The following is a 21,274-nucleotide window of genomic DNA, read 5'->3' as shown; positions in this document are numbered from 1 at the left end:
CGTGCCAGGTCATGGCCAGCCGCTCCAGCCGGTCCAGCGCCGCGTCCGGCTCGAGCTTGCCGGAGGCGCGGGCGAGCAGCGTGCCCCGCAGCTGCGCCTCGGCCGCCACCGGCCGCTGGCCGACCTGCTCGAGGCGGGTATAGGCGTCGAGCGCCGCATCGACCTGGCCGGTCGCCTCCGAGACGCGGGCGCGGACCAGGGCCAGCCGGTCGCGGATCCAGGGCGGCAGGCCGGGCGCGTCCTCCGCCCGGGCCGCGGCGGTCTCGGCATCGCCGTTCTCGATCGCGGCCTCCGCGGCCCCGGCGCGGATCTGCTGGGCGAGGTCCGGGGGGTAGCTATCGGCGACGGGCAGCGCCTTCAGGAAGCCGGCCTCGGCCGCCTTCCAGTCGCCGAGCCCGGCAGACGCCATCGCGCGCCACAGGGCCGCTTCCGGATCGGCGGCGAGCTGGGGCACCGACAGGGCCTTCAGGGCCTCGGCGTTGCGGCCGCTGCGCGTAAGCGCCAGGCCGCGCAGGATCGCGACGTCGCGCTGGGTGGCCAGCAGCGGATCCTCGGCGGCCGCCGCCTCGAGAACCGCGAGGCCCTCGGGATCGAAGCCGTTGGCGATGTTGGCGCGGGCGAGCGTCAGGCGCGCCGGGCCGCGCTCGGCCGGCGGCACCATCGCGGCGGCGTCGGCCAGCGTCCGCAGGGTCTCGCGCACGTTCCCGGCCCGCGCCTGCTCCCAGGGCTGGCGCGCCACCGCGAGGGTGCCGGCCTCGGCCAGGGCGGGGTCGGCCCTGCGCGGCGCCGTGGAGGCGGCGAGCCCGCCCTCCCGGCCGATCGTCACCGCGTCGAGCTGGGGCCGGACCGCGAGGTCGTCGGCGCCCGCCAGCACCGCGAGGCCGTGCCGGCTCGGCAGGATCTCGAAATCCACGAAGCGGCGGCTCTTCGGATTGCCCACGGCGCGCTGCGCCGCCGAGGTGACCACCCCGATGCGCTCGCCGTCGCGGTCGAGCCAGGTGACCGATCCGGGCCGAGGCAGCGCGAGGGCGACGGTGATCCGACCCGACGGGTCCGGCTTGCGCACCGGGTCGAGGGTGTCGCTCGGGCTCAGCGTATCGCCGGCCGACAGCTCCCAGGCCGAGCCGGTCCCGGTGGTGACGGCGGCGAGATCGACCAGCCGGCCCGGCGGCACCGCGAAGCGCAGGACCGTGACCGGCCCGGTCCGCGTCGGCGCTCCGACCGGGGTCAGGCCCTGGCGGCCCGCCGGCACGGTCACGGGCTCGGCACTCTCGAACACCAGGGTGGCGATGCCGCCGCGCTCGAACAGGGCGGCGGGCGGCAAGGTCTGAAACGGGAAGACAAGGCCGGCGCCGGCCTGTCGCTTCGGCGGCGCCTCGGGCGCAGGCTCTGGGACAGGCGACGATTCGGCCGTCCGGGCGGGTGCCGGGACGGGCGCGGCCGGCCTGGCGGCGTCCGGCTCGACCGGGCCGGGCACCTCGGTGGCCTTGGACTTGGCGCCCTGGGGCGGCGTACGGGGCACGACGTCGATCGTGTAGGCCCCGTCCTCGCGCTCCGTGGTGAGGGTGAAGCCTTCGGCGGGCGTCACCAGGATGCTGGCCGATCCCTCGTCGGATTCGGTGGCGAGCTTGGCGATGCCGGGCCGCGGACGGCCGCGGGCTTCGTTCGAATCGATCGTCCAGGCGCCGGCCACGCGCAGGCGGGTGGTCGGGCCCTCGGCGGCCACGGTCGCCACAACGTCATCGGGCAGGCGCAGCGACAGGCGCGTCAGGGTCGGCAGCCGGGCGAGTTCCAGCGCGAGGGGCTTGCGCACCGGCGGGAGCGTACGCGCCTTCAGCGCCTCCTCGGCGATCCGCGCCCGGCGGGCGAGTTCGGCCACCACCTCGGGGGGCAGCGGCGGCGGCAGGCCGGACCATCCCTCCGGCAGGAGGTCGACGAACACGCGCTCGCCGGCGGACTGGACATTGGCCCGGAACGGCCGCTGCAAGGCGACCCGCAGGCCGGACCCGTCGGGATCGCGCCGCACCATAGACACGAAGGCCGGCATCTCCTCGGCGAGATGCTCGGGACCGGGCGCGACCCGCTCGCCGTAGCCGAGCAGCAGGATGCCACCGGCGAGCTTCGCCTTGACGGTGACCGGCTTGTCGAAGGTGAGCACGATCCGCCCGTAGCCGCCGGGCCCGGCGCCGGCCTCGCTGCCCTTGGCACCGATCAGCCGCGCGGCGAGCGCCGGATCGATCGCCGCCAGGAGGGCGACCGCGGGCAGCGACACGCGCAGCAGAGCGCTGCCGTATCGGCCGATCCGGGATCGCCTGCCCTCCGCGCCCATCGCCTCGCCGATCCGATCCCGGCGCGCGGCCCCTCCGGGCCACGGCGCCCGGCGCCACACATCGGAGGCATCCTGCAGCATCGCGGCTAACGCTGGCTTAACCGTAAGCCGGGGATTGGCGGGATCGCGGCCCGGACGGCCTCAGCCGCTGAGGGCGACGGCCCGGTCGAGGGCCTGCGGGAAGCCTTCGAGGGGCACCGTGATGGTGGCCGGCTCACTGCCGCTCGCCTTCTGGCCGGTCACGAACAGCTTCTTGGCGTTGCGCATGCCGTCGAGCGCCACGGTCGGGAAGCTGATCGACACCAGGCAGCCGTCGGAGACGCACATGGTGTAGGGGGCTCCCTTGCCCAGAACCTGCTCGTCGAGCTTGAAGGTCACGCCGGCCTCGATAGAGAGGCCGAAGGGCATCAGCACGATGCCTTCCGAGCGGCCGTCATTCGGGGCCTGCAGTTCCACGCCGAACTTGCGGCGCCCGGTCTGCGAATCACCCTGGGACTGGGCGACGATGCAGGTCACCTTGTCGTTCGCGCGGGTGCAGGTCATCGTCCAGTCACCGTAGCTCTCGCTGACCATGCTGGCGCCGGTGGGCCAGGGCGCGTGCGATGCGACGGGTGCGGCGGCGGCGGCCGGCTTGGCCGCTGGCTTGGGAGCGGGCGGCTTCGGCTTGGGTTTCGGCTTGGCTTTGGCCGGTGCGTCGCTGGCGGCCGGCGCCTCGGGCTCGGCATCCTGGGCACGCGGCGACGCGAACGGAACGGCAAGCAGCAGCGTCGCGATCAGGTTGAGGCGAACGACCGCTCGTAACGTCGACATGGAATCACGATCCCCCGGGGCCATTTGACGGCAAAGCCGCCTAACGTCCCAATCGGGGTGAGGCAATCGCCGGGCGACGCAGGTCCGCGCTGCCGTGACGTCTCAGAGCGGGCTCGGTCCGCCGGCGGCCAGCGCGAGGGCGCAGCGGCGGGCGAAGGCGGTCTCGGCCCCGTTGCGGACGGCGCGCACCAGGGTGAAGGCCAGGGTGAAGATGCCGGGATCGCGGTCGGCGGTCTCGGCGACCGGGCCGGGGATGCGGGTGGCGATGAAAGCGAGCATGACGACTCCGAAGATCAGGATCCCGGACGTTTCCTCGGCCCCGACCGGCTTGTTGATCTTGTCGGAAGGCCTTTGCTGCATTGCAATATGAGCCATGCGGATGCCGCCTGCCACTCGCTTCTGCGCGCGGGCCGCATGCACTACAAACATACTGCCGCCGGCGCGCCATCAAGGGCGCCTTAACCGTCCATGGTGCAGCGCAGTTGACCGCTGACGGGGTAGCCGCCATTGAGCGGCCTTCTCGACGACGGGGATCGACGAACGTGCTGGCGCAGGCCGCGCGGCGCGTGCTCTGTCGCCCCACTGTCACACGCGCGCCATAACCCGCCCGCGAGCCTATAGAGCGGACCTTAGGCGTCCGCCAGACAAGGATCTATCGCATGACCGACCAGCCGACCCGTCACCCGATCCATGGCCGCATCAGCGGTCCCATCGTGATGATCGGCTTCGGCTCGATCGGCCGGGGCACGCTGCCCCTGATCGAGCGGCACTTCGAGTACGACCGCGCCCGCTTCACCGTGATCGACCCGGTCGACACGCACCGGGCGCTCGCCGAGAAGCATGGCCTGCGCTTCGAGAAGGTGGCGCTGACCCCGGAGAACCTGCGCGCCGTGCTCACGCCGCTCCTCACCGAGGGCGGCGGCCAGGGCTTCTGCGTGAACCTGTCGGTCGACACCTCGTCGCGGGCGATCATGGAGCTGTGCCGCGAACTGGGCGCCCTCTACATCGACACCGTGGCCGAGCCCTGGCCGGGCTTCTACTTCGACAAGAGCCGCGGCCAGGGCGACCGCACCAACTACGCCTTGCGCCAAGACATCCTGGACGCCCGCGCCCAGAAGCCGGGCGGCACCACGGCGGTCTCCTGCTGCGGCGCCAATCCCGGCATGGTCTCGTGGTTCGTCAAGCAGGCGCTCCTGAACATCGCCAAGGATACCGGCGTCACCGCGCCCGAGCCCAAGTCCCGCGCCGAGTGGGCCGCCCTGATGAAGACCCTGGGCGTGAAGGGCGTGCACATCGCCGAGCGCGACACCCAGCGTGCCAAGAACCCCAAGCCCCGGGGCGTGTTCGTCAACACCTGGTCGGTCGAGGGCTTCGTCTCGGAGGGCAACCAGCCGGCCGAGCTCGGCTGGGGCACCCACGAGACCTGGAAGCCCGCCAATGCCCGCGAGCAGGAGAAGGGCTCGCGCTGCGCGATCTACCTGCTGCAGCCGGGCGCCGACACCCGCGTGCGCACCTGGGTGCCCACCGCCGGCCCGCAATTCGGCTTCCTGGTGACCCACAACGAGGCGATCTCGATCGCCGACTACTACACGGTGCGCGAGGGTGATCAGGCCGTCTTCCGCCCGACCTGCCACTACGCCTATCACCCGGCCAACGACGCCGTGCTCTCGCTCCACGAGATGTTCGGCAACGCCGCCAAGGTGCAGGAGCAGCACCACATCCTCGACGAGAACGAGATCGTCGACGGCATCGACGAGCTCGGCGTGCTGGTCTACGGCCACGCCAAGAACGCCTACTGGTACGGCTCGCAGCTCTCCATTGAGGAGACCCGACGGATCGCCCCCTACCAGAACGCCACCGGCCTGCAGGTGACCTCGGCGGTGCTCGCCGGCATGGTCTGGGCCCTGGAGAACCCGGAGGCCGGCATCGTCGAGGCCGACGAGATGGATTTCCGGCGCTGCCTGGAGGTCCAGACCCCGTATCTCGGCCCGGTCGTCGGCGTGTACACCGATTGGACCCCGCTCACCGACCGTCCCGGCCTGTTCCCGGAGGATATCGACACCAGCGATCCCTGGCAGTTCCGTAACGTGCTCGTGCACGCCTGAGGTCGGCCGGGCCGGCGGGTCATCCCGCCGGCCCAACCTTGCTTTCGGCAACACCCTGTCTCAAGCTTGGCCGTCTCGACGGTGGGTGCAGAACAAATTGGACCGACGACGCAAGAGAAGATCCTGATCGAGCAGCGCCTGACCAATGAAGGGCCAAGCATCGTCCAGGCCTACGTGCTGTGGTTCTCCCTCGGCGCGTTCTCCGCGCACCGATTTCATCTCGGGCGCGCCGCCACCGCGATCCTTCAGATCCTCCTCACCTGCATCCTCATCGGATGCATCTGGGTCGTCCTCGACCTGTTCCTGATCCCCGGGATTGTGCGCGCGAAACAGGCCAGCCTCCGCGCCCGCTTGACGCGGAACCTCGGGCCGTCCCTCCGCGCTGCCAGCGCGGCCCTGGCCCCGCCGGCCCGCGTTTGAGCCTCGCCCCGGCTACTCGGCCTGGCGGCGGGTCACCAGGGTGCGGTTCGGCTCGACCTCGTCCTTGTCCTGGTAGAGCGGCACGATCACCCGCAGCCAGCCGCGGGTCTCGCGGCCGCGGTAGTTGCGCTGGACCACGTCGCGGGTGAGGTAGGCCTGCAGGTTCACCGGTCCGAAATTGTACCCGACGAGGCCGCCAACCGCGATCTGCCCCTGGGGCCGGTAGCTGGACACGCCGGTCGGAAGATCGCTCGAGCCGAACGCGACGGCGCCGACCTGCCACTTGCCGAACTTCTTCGCTGCGGTCAGGTCGAGATTCAGGTAGTCCGGGTAGAGAGCGCCGAAGGGCGAGCGCGTCTCGAGAAAGATCCCGTGGAGCAGGTTCGCCGTCAGGTTCCAGTCCTGACCGGTGTAGCTGGCCGCGAAGCGGTGGGTCAGTGAGGCGGATTGGGTCAGGAACCGCGTCTCGATCGGCAGGTAGCCGCCGAAAAAGTAGCTGACGCCGACATCGTGGCCGAGATCCCAGGCGAGCTGGGCGGCGAGCAGCGGCTGGCCGATGCCGCTCTGATAGGGCGCACCCTGGAGCGTGGCGGCTACGACCGGCTGGGTAACGAAGAATTGCAGGCGCCCGCCCGCGATGTCCCAGGGCGTGGACCAGGCGAAGGTCGGCAGGTTGACGCTGGTCGAGGTGTCGCCCGGCCGCGCGCTGCGCGTACCGAAGCTCGACAGGTTCACGAAGTACAGCCCGATGGGGAGCTGGGCGCCCACCGGCAGGCCGATGGTCTGGCCAGGCTGGGCCGCGGACGCTGCATAGGCCGCAGCTGTGGAACCCGCAGCGTATAGGGCCAGTGCAGCCGACGCGATCCCGCGTAATCCCAGGCCAAATCCGGTCATGAGAACCCCGATCAAGAGCCCCGGACTTCGGAGCTGATCAGAAGAGGACGCTCCGTCGAAGCGCCCTCATCCGGGTTCTACGGCCAAGCTGTGCGGAACGACACGCCTTCGACATCACGCGCGCGCCGGCTGGGACTAATCCGGCCGATGCGATTCAGTCCGCGCGCCGCCGTTCAGCTGCGCGGTGTCGACAGGGCCCGGCCGGCGGGATTCCAGGCCAGCAGCCGCGCCTCGACCAGATCGACCTCGCGGACGAGCTGGCGCAGGACGACGTCGTCGATCGCCCGCGACCGGCGCAGGCGGTAGAGCGCCTGGCGCTCGGCTTCGATCCCGGCGAGCCGCAGACGCTTCTCCGCGATGGCCAGTTGCCGGGCGCGACCGCCGCCTTCCCGGCCGTCACCGGTCGGAGCCTCCAGGCCCTCGTAACGGTCCATGGCCCGGGCGCCGGCCTCGACCGCGATGGAGGCGTCCTCCTGCTCCTCGACCAAGCGATGCTGCAGGGCCTCGATGGCCGTCACGGCGTCGTGGCGCGCGGCGGCGCGGGCGGAATCCTCCTCGGCATCGTGGCTCGAATCGGCGGGCAGGCGCAGGCCCCGCAGCAGCGGCGGCAGGACCGTGCTGGCCAGGAGCAGCGAGGTCATGATTACCCCCATCGCCAGCAGGATCGCGAGATCCCGGGCCGGGAACGGCGTGCCGTCCTTTAGGGTGAGCGGCAGGGTCAGGATGCCGGCAAGGGTGATCGCGCCTTTCACGCCCGCGAGCGTCGTGGCGGCCACGAGGCGCCAGGTCAGGCCCTCGCGCCGCTCGCCCCGGCGATGCGCCTTCACCAGGACGAAGTGGAGCGAGACCCAGACCCAGGCGAAGCGGATCGCCATCAGGCCGGCCGTGATGGCCAGAACCCAGGCCACCAGCCAGCCCGCGCCCTGCACGTCGGCCTGCTTGACCGCGTGGCCGAGAACCTCGGGCAACTGCTCGCCGAGCAGGACGAAGATCGACCCGTTGGCTGCCAGCGCCACCGTGTCCCACACGGCCGTGCGGCGGACCCGGGTGGTGCCGAGGCTGCGCCCCTGGATCTCGACATAGGTCATGGCGATGCCGGCCGCGACCGCAGCCAGGATGCCCGAGGCGTGGACGTGCTCGGCGGCGAGATACGCCCCGAACGGCGTGAGCAGGCTGAACAGGATCTGCAGGCCGGGATCCTCGCCGGTCCGCCGCCGCAGGAGATCCTGCGCGCCCATGAGCACGAAGGTCGTGGCCGCGCCGATGCCGAGGCCGCCGAGCGCCAGCCAGACGAAGGTGGTCGCCGCCTCCGACAGCGAGAAGGTCCCGGTGAGCGCCGCCGCGATGGCGAAGCGCAGGCAGACCAGGCCGGTGGCGTCGTTGAGCAGCGCCTCGCCTTCGAGGATGTGCATCAGCCGCCGCGGCACCGGGGCCTGGGCGGCGACCGACGAGACCGCGATCGGGTCGGTCGGGGACAGGACGGCGGCGAGCGCAAAGGCGACGGCCAGCGGGATGCCCGGGATCATCGCGTGAATCAGCATGCCGATGCCCAGCACCGTCAGCGCCACGAGCCCCAGCGCCAGCGCCAGCACCGTCCGGCCGTTGCGGAACAGGTCGCGCTTCGGGATCCGCCAACCGTCGAGGAACAGGAGCGGCGGCAGGAAGACGAGGAAGAAGATCTCAGGGTCGAGGGTCGTGCTCGGGAGCGGCCCCAGCGCCAGGGCCACGCCGATCACGATCTGGATCAGGGGCAGCGGCAGCGGGACCAGGCGGCCCAAAGCGCCGCTCACGAGCACCGACAGCAACAGGGCCAGGACGACGGTGACGCTTTCCATGCGTGTCTTTCAAACGAGGGGCCGCGGTCCCGTGTGGACCGTGGACCGGGTGATGCGCGGGGGCCGGAAGCGCGCCTTGTAGCACCGGCCCCGCGGCGCGGCGCATCCCCGACCGATGGCGGACAGTACGGCCGCGAAGACCTGGGCTCTAGGTCAAGACGCGCGAAGGCCGGTTCAGGTCCTTCGGAGATCTTGTCGCGTCAACGGCGGACGACTCGCCTATGACGGTAGAAAACCAAGACACTTATCGACTGGAAGCTGCATTCCTCCGCCGATCAGGCCCGGTGTTTTGACAGTCATTGGACCGCATGCGACGGGCAAGCGATGTCGAGCGCCCCGATCCACAACACCGCGCCGCTCCGCGTCCCGGACGGCACCAGCCCGTGCCGGGGCGCAAGCGGACCGAGGGCGCGTGCCGAAATCCGGGTCGCAGCCATCCGATGAGCACGCCCACCCCCGGCCCGGCCCTACCGCAGGATATCCAGGCCGACCTGAGCGCCGTCGAGGGCATCGCGGCGGTCCCAACCATGCTCAACGTGATCTGCCAGACCACCGGCATGGGCTTCGCGGCCGTCGCTCGGGTGACCGAGGACCGCTGGATCGCCTGCAGCGTCCGAGACGACATGGCCTTCGGCCTGAAGCCCGGCGACGAGTTGCAGATCGCGACCACCTTCTGCGACCAGATCCGACGAAGTGCCGCGCCCGTCATCATCGACCATGTCGCCGAGGATCCCGCCTTTCAGCAGCATGCGATCCCGAAGCTGTACGGCTTCGAGAGCTACATCTCGGTGCCGATCACGCTGCCCGACGGCAGCTTCTTCGGCACGCTCTGCGCCATCGACCGCAAGCCGGCGCAGGTGAACCGGCCGAACATCGTCGGCATGTTCCGGATGTTTGCCGACCTCATCGGCTTCCATCTCGACGCGCACCGGCGCCTGGCCGCCGGTGAGGCGCTCCAGCGCAGCGAGGCCTTCGTCAAAGGCGTGCTGACGGCGAGCCCGGATTGCGTGAAGGTGCTTTCCACCGAAGGCCACGTCGAGTTCATGAACGCGCGCGGCCTGGAGCTGAACCAGATCGATTCGGTCCAGGACATCCTCGGCCAGGAATACGCCGCGCTCTGGCCGGAGGAGGAGCGCGGCAAGCTCCGTGACGCGGTCCGGCGGGCGAAGGCCGGCGAGGCGTCCCGGATCGAGGGCTTCGCCCCAACCGGCAAGGGCGAACCGCGCTGGTGGGAGGTGAGCTTCGCACCGTTCCTCCCCGAGGAGGGCGGCCCACTCAAGCTGGTCGGTATCTCCCGCGACGTGACCGAGCGTTACCACGCCGAGCGCGCCCAGCGGGCGGCGGCGCAAGCCCTGCAGGACCTCAACGAAAGCCTGGAGAAGCAGGTCGCGGCGCGGACCGCCGAGCTGCGGCTGTCGCGCGACATCCTCGAATCGAGCGCCACGCCGATCTGTGCCTTCGACACCGCGTATCGCCTGATCGCCTTCAACCGGGCGCACAGCGACGAATTCCACCGCATCTTCGCCCACCGGGTGCAGATCGGCGAGGTGTTCTACGACCTGTTCCCGCCGGACCAGGCCCCGATCATGCGCGGCTTCATGGCCCGCGCGCTCGACGGCGAGAGCTTCACGGTCACCCAGGAATTCGGCGATCCCGACCTCGCCAAGCCCTGCTGGGAGGTGTCCTATTCGCCCCTGCGCGACGAGAAGGGCGCGATCATCGGCGCGTTCCACTACGCCAAGGACATCTCCGAGCGCCTGCGCGCGGAGGCCGAACTCGCCAACACGCAAGAGGCGCTGCGCCAGTCGCAGAAGATGGAAGCGGTCGGCCAGCTCACCGGCGGCGTCGCGCACGACTTCAACAACCTGCTGACGATCATCCGCTCGTCGGTGGACTTCCTGCGCCGGCCCGAGCTGCCCGAGGAACGCAAGCGCCGCTATCTCGACGCCGTGTCGGACACGGTCGACCGGGCCGCCAAGCTCACCGGCCAGCTCCTCGCCTTCGCGCGCCGGCAGGCGCTCAAGCCCGAGGTGTTCGAGGTGGGCGAGCGCCTGCGCAGCGTGTCCGAGATGGTCGACACCGTCACCGGCGCGCGCATCCGCCTGGTGGTCGAGACCCCGGGCGAACCCTGTTTCGTGAAGGCCGATCTGAGCCAGTTCGAGACGGCGCTGATCAACATGGCCGTGAATGCCCGCGACGCCATGGCGGGGGAAGGCACGCTCACCCTGCGTCTCGTCCGGGAGAGCAAGCTGCCGCAGATCCGCGGCCATGCCGGGACGCACACCGCCTTCGCGGCCGTGTCGCTCAGCGATACCGGCACCGGGATCCGGCCCGATCAGCTCGGCCGGATCTTCGAGCCGTTCTTCACCACCAAGGAAGTGGGCAAGGGGACCGGCCTGGGCCTCAGCCAGGTGTTCGGCTTCGCCAAGCAATCCGGCGGCGACGTGGACGTGGAGACGCAGCTCGGCCACGGCACGACGTTCACGCTCTACCTGCCCGAGATCACGGTCGAGGCAGATGACCGGACGCTCGGCGCCGCGCCTGCCGAGATCAGCTCCCCCATCGGCGCGGGCCAGAGCGTGCTGGTGGTCGAGGACAACCTCGAGGTCGGCCGGTTCGCCACGCAGATCCTCGAGGATCTGGGCTACCGGACGACCTGGGCGGTCAATGCCGAGGACGCGCTCGAGAAGCTGGGGCCCAGCGGCAACGGCTTCGATGTCGTGTTCTCGGACGTGGTCATGCCGGGCATGGGCGGCATCGCCCTGGCGAAACGCCTGCGCGAACGGCTGCCCGGCCTGCCGGTGCTGCTCGCCTCCGGGTACAGCCACGTCCTGGCGCAGGACGGGACGGAGGGCTTCGAGCTGCTGCACAAGCCGTACTCGGCCGAGCAGCTCGGGCGCATTCTCCGTCAGCTGACCGCCAACCGCCTGAACACCCCGGGGGCCTGAACGCGTCGAATCTCCGCCCTCACATCCCCGCCCCGACCGGCAGACTGAAGTCAGCCCGGTAGCTCTTGCCCTCGACGGGGTTCGACACCCACCGGCAGCGTCCGACCCGCAGGTCGTGCCCAGCGTGGAAATGGCCCGAGATCCACAGATCCGGGCGCTCGGCATCGGGGAGGTCGTCCAGCGCGGTGCTGGCGTAGAAGGCCGGCACCCACCACGGCACGCCGGGCTCGTCCCGGTAGCGGTCCGCCGCCAGGGGGCTCGCCGGGTGATGAGTGACCACCACGGTCGGGCCGTCATGGCGCACGCGGAGCGCCCCGTGCAGCGCTTCGCGCTCGGCCGTATGCGCCGCCATGGCGTCCGCGGGCTGCCACGCCGCGCCGTCGGGTTTGCGGATCGATCCGAGATATTCGCGCGAGCCCGTGATCGGGTCGGTCATGCGTGCGGCGGCATAGGCCACCGGATCCTCCGGCCGATCGGGCGTGTCGGCGGCGAGCCAGCGCCCGGCCAGCCGCCAGTCGCTCCACAGGGTCGTGCCGACGAAGCGCACGCCGTCGATCACGCAGGCCTGCGCCCCCTGAAGCAGATGGATGCGGGCGCCCAGTTCGTTCACCCGGGCGACATCCGCCTCAAGGGCCGCCAGCAGCTCCAGGGCATTGCGCGGGTCGCCCGTCGGGGCGTAGCGCTCGTGGTTGCCCGGCACCAGCACGATCGGTTTGCCCTGCGCCAGGTGGACCAGCGCCGCGAGCCCCCGCTCGGGATGCCCCTCGTAGAGGTCCCCCGGGCAGGCGAGGACGTCGAACGGCGCCGTGGGCAGGGCGATCAGGTCGAGCCGCCGCCGCTCCAGATGCAGGTCCGAGATCGGGAAGATGCGCATCGACATGCCTATTGTGCGGCCCGGCGCTCGGCCGCGGCGGCCCGGAAGATGTCGGCGGCGGAATCGGCGTTGAGGATCGCGATGCCGGCCGCAGCGACGAGATCCGGCCAGGGGCTGGGATGGAGGGCGGTGACCAGCCCGGCCGCGATGATCGCCAGGTTGGCGTAGGCGTCGTTGCGGGCCGAGAGATAGGCCGCCCGGGTCAGGCTCCCCGAGCCCGACCGGTGTCGGGCGAGCATCAGCGCGCAGGTCAGGTTTACCGCCAGCGCCCCGAGGCCGGTCAACGTCAGCGGCAGCGCCGCCGGGGGCACGAAGTCGGCAAACTTCTCATAGGCGGCGTAGGCCGTGGCCAGGGCCGGCACGAGCAGGATGAACGCCATGGCGGTGCCGAGCCGCGCCCGGTTGCGCGCGCTCCAGGATAGCCCGGCGAAGATCAGCAGGTTGATCGCGGCGTCTTCCAGGAAGTCGAGGCTGTCGGCGATCAGCGCCACGGAGCCGATGGCGAGGGCCACCGCGATCTCGATGCCGAAATAGCCGAGGTTGAGCGCCGCCACGCGGGCGACGACCGGGCGCAGGGCGGGCGGCTCGGGACGGGCGGCAGGGTCAGCGGTCACGGGGCGCGTCATCGCCGAGTACGGCGCGCCTGTCGAGCCGCTGTTGAGAAAACCCTGTCTGCGCCTCAAGAAAGTTCAAGGATCTTGCGCCTTTGTCCGGGTGGATTCGGCGGCGCGATCGTGCGACGCGGTCTTGTTGAGCCGGCCGCGCCAGAGTTGCGACCGGCCGGAACCGGAGGTCTGCCGAGCCATGCTGCCCGAATTGCGCGTGCTCTATTTCGAGGATCTCGAGGTCGGGTTGTCGGAAACCCTCTCGAAGACGATCGCCTCCTCCGACGTGGTCGGCTTCGCCGAGATCACCGGCGACCGGAACCCGATCCACCTGTCCGAGCACTTTGCCGCGCGCACGCCGTTCGGCACGCGCATCGCCCACGGCCTGTACACGGCCGGGCTGATCTCGGCGGTGCTCGGCACCCGCCTGCCGGGCCCGGGGGCGGTCTATATCTCGCAGACCCTCAACTTCCGCGCGCCGGTGCGGATCGGCGACATCGTCGACGTGACCGTCACGGTGGCCGAGCTGATGCCGGAGCGCCGCCGGGCGCGGCTCGCCTGCCGCTGCTCCGTGGCCGGGGAGACCGTCCTCGACGGGGAGGCGCTGGTGAAGGTGCCGACCAAGGCCGAGGCCGACCCGCTGGCGGTCCGCACCGAGCGCCAGCAGAGCTGAGATGGGCCACGGCGAGGAGACGGTCGCCGCGGAACCGATTGCGGATCCCGACGACCCGCGCCTCGAACCCTATACCCGGATGCGCGAGCGCGACCTCGTCGGCCGCACCCGGCGCTTCATCGCCGAGGGCGAGGTCACCCTGCGGCTGCTGCTCGGCCCGCGGGCGCGGTTCCGAGCAGAATCGGTCCTGCTCGCCCCGGAGCGCTGGCCGGGCCTCGCCCGGGACGTGGCCGCCTGCCGGGACAAGCCGCCGGTCTACCTGGCCGACAAAGCGGTGATGAGCGCCGTCACCGGCTTCCCGATCCATCGCGGGGTCCTGGCGGTGGGCCAGCGCGGGCCGGAGCCCGACCCCGCCGCCCTCGTGCCGCCCGCTCCGGCGCCCGCCCTGGTGCTCGGCCTCGCGGGCCTGACCAACCACGACAATGTCGGCGCCGCCTTCCGCAACGCGGCGGCCTTCGGGGCCGATGCGGTGCTCCTCGACGCTGCGAGCTGCGATCCGCTCTACCGCAAGAGCATCCGGGTCTCGGCCGGCGCCGCGCTGATCCAGCCCTTCGCTCGGCTCGCCCCCGGGCAGGACTGGCTGACGCTGGCCCGGACGCTCGACCTCGAGGCCCTGGCGCTCAGCCCCGGGGCGGCCGAATCGCTGGACGATCTCGCGGCACCCCGGCGGGTGCTGCTGATCCTCGGAACCGAGGGGCCGGGTCTCGACGCGGCGACGCTCGCCCGCGCCCGCCCGGTGCGGATTCCGATGGCGCCGGGCTTCGACTCGCTCAACGTCGCCACCGCAGCAGGCCTTGCCCTGCAAGCGATCGCCCGGGGCCAGGGACGGCTCGTAACCGCCGGTTAAGGCCATCCCTTTCCGTCCGGCGCCGAACGCGCGACAAACGGCTGCAATTGCCGTGGGGCGTTGCGAGGCTAGCTTGGCCGATAGGGTTCCGGGGTTGCGAGGGGAGTCGGCGGCGTTGCTTCAGTCTGGGGATGGTTTGCGAGCGCTGACCGGACGCCGCGTGGCCGTGGTCGGCGCCGGTCCCGGCGGTCTAGCCTCGGCCCTGCTCCTGGCGCGCGCCGGGATCCACGTGACGTTGTTCGAGAAGGACGCGCAGGTCGGCGGCCGCACCAAGACCGTGACCGCGCCCGGCGGCTACAAGTTCGATATCGGCCCGACCTTCTTCCTCTACCCGCAGATCCTCGCGGACATCTTCACGAGCTGCGGCGAGCGGCTCGAGGACCACGTCAAGCTCGAGCGGCTCGATCCGCAATACCACCTGGTCTTCGAGGGCGAGGACGGGATCACCGGCACGATCCGCGCCACCGGCGACATCGCCCGGATGGAGGAGGAGATCGCCCGCCTGGCGCCCGACGACGCCAAGAACGTCAAGACCTTCTTCACCGAGAACCGGACGAAGCTCGACTACTTCAAGCCGATCCTGCAGCAGGCCTTCCACACCCTGCGCAGCATGGCGAGCCCGGCGATGCTGGCTGCCCTGCCCCATCTGCATCCCGGCCGAAGCGTCGACCGCGACCTGAAGCGCTACTTCGCCGATCCGCGGGTGCGCCTCGCCTTCTCGTTCCAGACCAAATACCTCGGCATGTCGCCGTTCCGGTGCCCGAGCCTGTTCACGATCCTGTCGTTCCTCGAATACGAGCACGGGGTCTATCACCCGGTCGGCGGCTGCGGCGCGGTCTCCGAGGCGATGGCGGGCTTGGCTGGCCGCATGGGCGTCGACATCCGGCTGAACGCGAATGTCGAGCGCGTGGTGTTCGACGGCAAGCGCGCCAGCGGCGTCGTGGTGGACGGCGAGACCTTCAACGCCGACGCGGTTCTGATCAACGGCGACTTCGCCAAGGTCGTGCGCGCCCTGGTGCCGGAGCGGAACCGCCCGCGCTGGCGCGACGCCAAGATCCACAAGGCCCGGCTCTCCTGCTCCACCTTCATGCTGTATCTCGGCATCGAGGGGAACGTGCCCGACACTCTGGGGCACCACACGATCCTCCTGGCCGACGGCTACGAGCGCAATATCCGGGAGATCACCGAGGGGACGCTGCCGATGCAGCCCTCCCTCTATGTCCAGCATGCCGGCTATACCGACGGCGGCATGGCGCCGGCCGGGCACACCGCCCTCTACGTCCTGGTGCCGGTGCCGAACCTCAAGGCTGGGATCGACTGGGCGGCGATCCGCGAGAGCTACCGCACCCTGATCCTGGAGCGGCTGAAGCGGCTGGGCCTCGAGGACATCGAATCCCGCATCCGCTACGAGCGGATCATCGACCCGACCCAGTGGGAAGAGGATTTCGCGGTCCATGAGGGCGCCACATTCAACCTCGCCCACGACCTGATGCAGATGCTGTATTTCCGGCCGCACAACCGCTTCGGGCCGGGGCTCTACATTGTCGGCGGCGGCACCCATCCGGGCTCCGGCCTGCCGGTGATCTACGAGGGCGCACGCATCTCCGCCCGGCTGCTGATCGAGGAGCTGGCCGGCGCCCGCGCCGCGTCCCAGGCCGGCATCCCCGACACGGCGCCGCTGGCGACTTCCGGCGAGGCCTCGTGATCGGCTCGCCGGGCCGGCTGGCGCTGATCACCGGCCTCGGCGTTTTCGCCCTGCTGTCCGGCTCGGGCGCGATGGCCGCGACCCTGAAGGTGGAGGTCGACGGGATCGAGCCCGGCGGCGGCCCGGTCCGGGTGGCCCTGTGCCAGGGCGGGCTGTCCGAACCGTTCTGCACCCGCGGCGACGAGGAGCCGGCCTCCGGGGGCCGGGCGTCGTTCACCTTCCGGGACGTGGCCCCGGGCACCTACGCGGTGGCGGCCTTCCAGGATGCCAACGCCAACGGCCGAATCGACCGGACCGGGCTCGGCCTGCCGCTCGAACCCTACGGCTTCTCCGGCGCGGTCGCGCGCCGGGGCCGGCCGGACTTTTCCGACGCGGCCTTCGCGCTGCAGGAGCCCGGCGCCGCCGTGCGGGTGCGACTCGCCCGCGCCCTGCCGCGGCGGTGACGGGGTGGAGGATCCCCTCGTCAGGATCGCGGGTGTCGGGCTGGACCTGCGCCGGCGGCGGGTGCTGGAGCAGGTCGATCTCGACCTCGACGCGGCCGAGACCTTGGCGCTGCTCGGCCCGAACGGGGCCGGCAAGTCCTCGTTGATGCGTTTGGTGGCAGGCCGCCTCACCCCCAGCGCCGGGACCGTGCGGGTGGCCGGCGCCGACCCGTTCCGGGCCGGCCGCGCCCGCCGGAGCATCGGCTGGGTGCCGCAGGAGATCGCCCTCTACCCCCGCCTCACGGTCGCCGAGAATCTCGGCGTCTTCGGCCAACTCGCGGGCGTGCCTCGGCGCGACCGGCGCGCAGCCGTCGCGGCCGCCCTGGAGATGGCTGATATCGCCGACGTGGCGCATCGCCCGGTGGGGGTCCTGTCCGGCGGCTACCGGCGCCGGGTCAACATCGCGGCGAGCCTGATGAACCGGCCACACCTCGTCCTGCTCGATGAGCCGACCAGCGGCGTCGACCTCGCCGCCCGGGCGGCGATTCACGCGGTTCTGGACCGGCTGAAGGCCGCGGGCACCGCGATCCTGATCGCCACTCACGATTTTGCCGAGGCCGAGCGCCTCGCCTCCCGGGTCGCATTCCTGGCGCAGGGCCGAATCGTGCGCGAAGGGCGCCTCGCCGACCTGCTCGCGCAGCTGCGGGTCGGCGCGCCGGAGCGGGAGCTGAGCCTCGCTCTGCCGGCGGACGCAGCCGCGGAGGCGGTGCTGCGCCGCGGCGGCTTCGTGCCGGCCGAGCCGGAGGGCCTGGTCTGGCGCTCGGTCGAGCGCTCCGGTCTCGACGGCGCGGCTTTGCTCGGGGCGCTGCGGGCCCAGGGCGTGCCGGTGGCCGAGGTGCGGGTCAGGGCCCCGCGGCTGGAGGCCCTCTATCTCGATGCGATCCGGCCTCGGGAGGTTGCGGACCGTGGGACCTCCGAGCCGCGCCGGGCGGGAGCCGCCGGATGATCGGCGCGGCGTTCCGGGTGATGGCGCTGAGCCTCTCGCGCGACCGCGCCGCCCTGGTGATGGCCTTCGTGCTGCCGACCGTGATCTTCGTCATCTTCGCGGCGATCTTCTCCGGGGCGACCGGCGACCGGATCCGCATCCATCTCGGGCTCGCCGACTTCGCCCGGACGGCGGCCACGCAGCGCCTCGCCGACGCCCTCGTGGCCGACCCGTCCCTGCGGGTCACCCGCCTGCCGGCGACCGATCTGGCGGATGTGACCCAGGCGGTCCGCGCCGGCGCGGTCGACGTGGCGCTGGTGCTCCGGGGCGACCTGATTGCCGCCCCGGCGGATGCCCCGCCCGGACCGGCCGACCAGCCGGTGGTGCTGGTCGAGAACCCTGCCAAGGCGCTCGCCACGCCGATCGCCCTGGGCCAGCTCCAGCGCGTGCTGAACGAGGCTTTGCCCGACGTGGTGCTCTCGCGCATCGTCGCGGACGTCGAGCGCACCGGCAAGATCGGCCCGGACGAGCGGCGCTTCCTTGACGAGGCGTTTGCCGAGCAGCGGGCCAAGAAGGAGCCGTTCAGCTTCGCCGCGCTGGTCGAGCGCCAGAGCACCGCCGCCGGCACCGCCAACGCCCGGGTGAGCTACTACGCCGGCGCGATCACCGCGGTCTTCCTGCTGTTTGCCGCCATGCAGGGGGCGCTCTCGCTGGTGGAGGAGCGGGAGACCGGCATCGCCGAGCGCCTGATGGCCGGCCCTGGCGGCCTGCCGGTGGTGGTGCTCGGCAAGTTCGGTTTCTTGACCCTACAGGGCATGGTCCAGGCCGGCCTGATTTTTTTGGCCGCCGGGCTTCTCTACGGCGTCGAGATCGGGCCGCACTGGCCGGCCTTCCTCACCGCCTGCCTGCTGGTCTCGGCCATGGCCGCGGGCCTCGCGCTCGCCGCCTGCGCGCTGGCCGCGTCCCGCCAGCAGGCCCACCTCGCCTCGACCTTCGGGGTGCTGCTGCTCTCCGCGGTCGGCGGATCGATGGTGCCGCGCTTCCTGATGCCCCCCTGGCTGCAGCAGGCCGGCTGGCTCACGCCCAACGCCTGGGCGATCGAGGCCTATCAGAACGCACTGGGCGAGGGCTTCGGCTCCGCGGCGCCGGCCTTCGCGGTGATGGGCGTGCTGACCCTGTGCGGGCTCGGCCTGGCGCTCGGCCTGGTGGCCCGGCGGACTGCCTGATCGGCCGACGCCGCGACGATCCGCGCCGCGCCTGCGACCAGCCGTACCCGGACACGGCCCAGCCGATCGGGCAGGGTCCGCCCTCCTGCATTGTGAGACATCTATGCTCCGCCTGCTCATCGCCGACGGCAACGATCGGGCGGCCCGCGACCGGCATGTCGGGGCGACGGGCCGGACCTCGGCCGAATCCTACGCCGTCGTGGTCCACGACCTCGCCCCAGAGACCGCCTGCCGCTTCCTCAACCCGGCCGATGCGGACGCGGCCCTGCCGCAGGACCTGTCGGACTTCGACGGGCTGATCTTCACCGGATCGACCCTGAAGGTCTCCGAGGCGACGCCGGCGGTGACCCGCCAGCTCGACCTGATGCGGAGCGCCCTGGAGGCGGGGCTAGCGGTGTTCGGGTCCTGCTGGGGCGTTCAGGTCGCCGCCACAGTGGCCGGCGGGCACGCGGCCGAGAACCCGCGGGGCCCGGAATACGGCTTCGCCCGGGCGATCACCCCGACCCAGGACGGACGCGGCCACCCCCTGCTCGCCGGCCGCCCGGCGGTCTGGGACGCGCCGGCGATCCATTCGGATGCGGTGCTGGAGCCGCCGCCGGGGGCGCGGGTGCTGGCCGGCAACCGGGTGCTGGGCGTCCAGGCCATCGAGATCCGGCACGCGGCCGGCTGGTTCTGGGGCACGCAGTACCACCCGGAACTCGACCTCGAGGAGGTCGGCGCGATGCTGCGCCTCTGCGATACGGCGATCGTCGAGGCGGGCCTCGCCGAGGACCCGGACGCGGTGGCGGCCTATGCCGACGAGATCGCAAGCCTCCAGGGCGACGATCCCGAGGCTGCGCGCCGCCTGGCTTGGCGCCACGGCCTCGGCCCGGAAGTGCTTGAAGCGCCCCTGCGCCGCCGGGAGATCGGTAACTTCCTGGCGCAACTGTCCACAGACGGGGCCTGAACGGCCGGTGCCGCGACCGGGTGGCGCGTTGACCCGCCGGGCCTCGCGTCTAGCTTCGAGATGCGGGCAACGCTGTGACGGGCCCGGGGAGCGACCTATCAGGATGAGCCAGGATTCGACGGTCGCCGTGATCGGCAGCGGGCTCGGCGGACTCGCGGCCGCGTGCGTGGCCGCGGCGCGCGGCCACCGCGTCACGGTCTACGACAAGAACGGCTGGCTCGGCGGCAAGGCGGCGGTCCTGCACGAGGGCGGCTTCCGCTTCGACATGGGCCCGACCATCCTGACGGTGCCGCGGGTGCTGGAGCGGATCTTTTCCGAGGCCGGCCGCTCGGTCCACGACTACATGGACCTGCGCCGCCTCGACCCGCAATGGCGCTGCTTCTTCGACGACGGCTCGCACATCGACCTGATGCAGGACATCGAGCGGATGGCCGGCGACATGGATCGCTTCGCCCCCGGCAGCGGCGACGGCTACAAGAAATTCCTCTCGATCTCCGAGCATCTGCATGGCGTCTCGGAAAAGTTCTTCTTCTGGAAGCCGGTCGAGGACCTGTTCGACACGATCAACATCCGGGCGAACATGAACCCGGGCACCCTGCGCGACGTGCTGTCCCTGCGCATGCATGCCTCGGTGGCCTCGACCATCCGCGGCAAGGTCAAGGATGCGCGCCTCGCGCAGATGCTCGACCACTTCGTGCAATATGTCGGCTCCTCGCCCTACGGCGCGCCGGCGGTGCTCTGCGCCATCGCACACATGCAGACGGCCGACGGCGTCTGGTACCCGATGGGCGGCACCCGCGCGGTGGCCGAGGGCCTGGCCAAGCTCGCCCAGGAACTCGGCGCCACCTGCAAGACCGACACCGAGGTGACCGGGATCGAGACCGCCAACGGCGCGGTCCGGGGTGTGCGCACCGCCGAGGGCGTGACGCCCTTCGACGCCGTGATCTCCAACATGGATTCGGTGCGCACCTACCGCGAGCTCGTCGGCGGTACCGCCGGCAAGGCCTACGCCAAGAAGAACCCCGAGCCGGCCTGCTCCGGCGTGGTGCTCTATCTCGGCTTGAACAAGCGTTACGAGCACCTGAACCACCACGACTTCGTCTTCTCCCGGGATCCCGAGGAGGAGTTCGACTACATCTACAACAAGGGCGAGCCGGCCCCGGACCCGACCGCGTATCTGGCGGCCCCCTCCTCCACCGACCCGAGCGTGGCCCCCGAGGGCGGCGAGGCGCTCTACGTCCTGGTGCACACACCCTACCTGCGCCCACACCACGACTGGCGGCCCGACGGCCCCCTGTTCCAGAACTACCGCCGGACCATCCTGGACAAGCTGAAGCGCACCGCCGGCATGCCCGATCTGGAGGAGCGCATCGTCGTCGAGCGTCACCTGACCCCGCAGGATATCCACGAGCGCTACCGGGTCCTCAACGGCGCGATCTATGGCCTGGCCTCGCACGGCCGGGTGATGGGCGCGTTCAAACCCGGCAACCGCTCGCGCCAGGTGCGCGGCCTCTACCTCGCCGGCGGCGCCGCCCATCCCGGTCCCGGCATGCCGATGGTCATGATGTCCGGTTGGATCGCCGCCGACGCGCACGATCAGGACGCGCGCGGAACGCTGCGCGCCTCGGCGTGAGTTCCACTCTTCCATCC

At 71.4% G+C, this 21,274-nt stretch carries 18 protein-coding genes; 11 read left to right on the top strand and 7 right to left on the bottom strand.

Annotated features, from left to right (window positions below; genetic code table 11):
• From AKJ13_RS28860 to AKJ13_RS28850, 3 genes are all read right to left on the bottom strand, one after another.
• Positions 1-2,410, bottom strand: a 2,410-nt coding sequence (locus AKJ13_RS28860; protein ID WP_244471785.1) for a hypothetical protein, incomplete at its 3' end; no start/stop codon positions are given.
• Between the two features lie 60 nt (positions 2,411-2,470).
• Entirely contained in the window at positions 2,471-3,139 is a 669-nt protein-coding gene (locus tag AKJ13_RS28855) for an invasion associated locus B family protein (protein ID WP_050736395.1), read from the bottom strand.
• A 102-nt stretch (positions 3,140-3,241) separates the two neighbouring features.
• Positions 3,242-3,514: a hypothetical protein gene (locus AKJ13_RS28850; RefSeq protein ID WP_144426430.1), complete on the bottom strand. Its 273-nt coding sequence runs from the start codon at positions 3,512-3,514 to the stop codon at positions 3,242-3,244.
• A gap of 284 nt (positions 3,515-3,798) precedes the next feature.
• Here AKJ13_RS28850 and AKJ13_RS28845 point away from each other — a divergent pair, with 284 nt between their 5' ends.
• The gene (locus AKJ13_RS28845; RefSeq protein WP_050736393.1) at positions 3,799-5,244 is read left to right on the top strand and encodes a homospermidine synthase; all 1,446 of its coding nucleotides are present in this window, start codon (positions 3,799-3,801) and stop codon (positions 5,242-5,244) included.
• A 66-nt stretch (positions 5,245-5,310) separates the two neighbouring features.
• Entirely contained in the window at positions 5,311-5,664 is a 354-nt protein-coding gene (locus tag AKJ13_RS28840; RefSeq protein ID WP_244471784.1) for an NINE protein, read from the top strand.
• A 12-nt stretch (positions 5,665-5,676) separates the two neighbouring features.
• Here AKJ13_RS28840 and AKJ13_RS28835 read toward each other — a convergent pair whose 3' ends face one another.
• Both AKJ13_RS28835 and AKJ13_RS28830 read right to left on the bottom strand, forming a co-directional pair.
• The gene (locus AKJ13_RS28835) at positions 5,677-6,558 is read right to left on the bottom strand and encodes a transporter (protein ID WP_050736392.1); all 882 of its coding nucleotides are present in this window, start codon (positions 6,556-6,558) and stop codon (positions 5,677-5,679) included.
• 173 nt (positions 6,559-6,731) lie between these two features.
• Complete coding sequence (locus AKJ13_RS28830) at positions 6,732-8,393, bottom strand: Na+/H+ antiporter (RefSeq protein WP_050736391.1); 1,662 nt, start codon at positions 8,391-8,393, stop codon at positions 6,732-6,734.
• Between the two features lie 440 nt (positions 8,394-8,833).
• On the opposite strand from AKJ13_RS28830, the gene AKJ13_RS28825 reads away from it, so the two are divergent.
• Positions 8,834-11,341, top strand: coding sequence for a PAS domain-containing protein (locus AKJ13_RS28825; protein ID WP_050736390.1), 2,508 nt, complete (start codon positions 8,834-8,836; stop codon positions 11,339-11,341).
• A gap of 19 nt (positions 11,342-11,360) precedes the next feature.
• Here the strand turns inward: AKJ13_RS28825 and AKJ13_RS28820 are convergent, their stop codons facing one another.
• A complete protein-coding gene (locus tag AKJ13_RS28820) occupies positions 11,361-12,215 on the bottom strand; it encodes a metallophosphoesterase (protein ID WP_050736398.1) in 855 nt (284 codons plus the stop codon).
• An 8-nt stretch (positions 12,216-12,223) separates the two neighbouring features.
• Positions 12,224-12,841: a cation transporter gene (locus tag AKJ13_RS28815; protein ID WP_007569030.1), complete on the bottom strand. Its 618-nt coding sequence runs from the start codon at positions 12,839-12,841 to the stop codon at positions 12,224-12,226.
• 178 nt (positions 12,842-13,019) lie between these two features.
• Between AKJ13_RS28815 and croR the strand changes: the two genes are divergently transcribed.
• The 8 genes from croR to crtI (AKJ13_RS28775) all read left to right on the top strand — a co-directional run bounded on the left by croR (position 13,020) and on the right by crtI (AKJ13_RS28775) (position 21,257).
• Positions 13,020-13,493, top strand: a complete 474-nt coding sequence (gene croR / locus AKJ13_RS28810; RefSeq protein WP_007569029.1) for a 3-hydroxybutyryl-CoA dehydratase — start codon at positions 13,020-13,022, stop codon at positions 13,491-13,493.
• A 1-nt stretch (position 13,494) separates the two neighbouring features.
• Positions 13,495-14,340, top strand: coding sequence for an RNA methyltransferase (locus AKJ13_RS28805; protein WP_050736389.1), 846 nt, complete (start codon positions 13,495-13,497; stop codon positions 14,338-14,340).
• A gap of 115 nt (positions 14,341-14,455) precedes the next feature.
• On the top strand, positions 14,456-16,045 hold the full coding sequence (crtI, locus tag AKJ13_RS28800) for a phytoene desaturase family protein (RefSeq protein ID WP_050736388.1): 1,590 nt from the start codon (positions 14,456-14,458) through the stop codon (positions 16,043-16,045).
• A gap of 71 nt (positions 16,046-16,116) precedes the next feature.
• Complete coding sequence (locus tag AKJ13_RS28795) at positions 16,117-16,488, top strand: DUF2141 domain-containing protein (protein ID WP_050736397.1); 372 nt, start codon at positions 16,117-16,119, stop codon at positions 16,486-16,488.
• Between the two features lie 4 nt (positions 16,489-16,492).
• Positions 16,493-17,473, top strand: a complete 981-nt coding sequence (locus AKJ13_RS28790) for an ABC transporter ATP-binding protein (protein ID WP_050736387.1) — start codon at positions 16,493-16,495, stop codon at positions 17,471-17,473.
• Entirely contained in the window at positions 17,470-18,678 is a 1,209-nt protein-coding gene (locus AKJ13_RS28785; RefSeq protein WP_050736386.1) for an ABC transporter permease, read from the top strand. Before AKJ13_RS28790 ends, AKJ13_RS28785 begins: the two co-directional genes overlap by 4 nt.
• Positions 18,679-18,781: 103 nt before the next feature.
• Positions 18,782-19,624 (top strand): type 1 glutamine amidotransferase, encoded by an 843-nt coding sequence (locus AKJ13_RS28780; protein WP_050736385.1) that lies wholly within the window; start codon positions 18,782-18,784, stop codon positions 19,622-19,624.
• A 103-nt stretch (positions 19,625-19,727) separates the two neighbouring features.
• Positions 19,728-21,257: a phytoene desaturase family protein gene (crtI, locus tag AKJ13_RS28775; RefSeq protein WP_050736384.1), complete on the top strand. Its 1,530-nt coding sequence runs from the start codon at positions 19,728-19,730 to the stop codon at positions 21,255-21,257.
• Positions 21,258-21,274: the final 17 nt, after the last annotated feature.

The sequence above is a fragment of the Methylobacterium sp. ARG-1 genome (genome assembly GCF_001262595.1).
Taxonomy (GTDB): Bacteria; Pseudomonadota; Alphaproteobacteria; order Rhizobiales; family Beijerinckiaceae; genus Methylobacterium; species Methylobacterium brachiatum.
The sequence above is the reverse complement of the archived record's forward strand: the minus strand, read 5'-3'. Positions and strand labels throughout refer to the sequence as shown.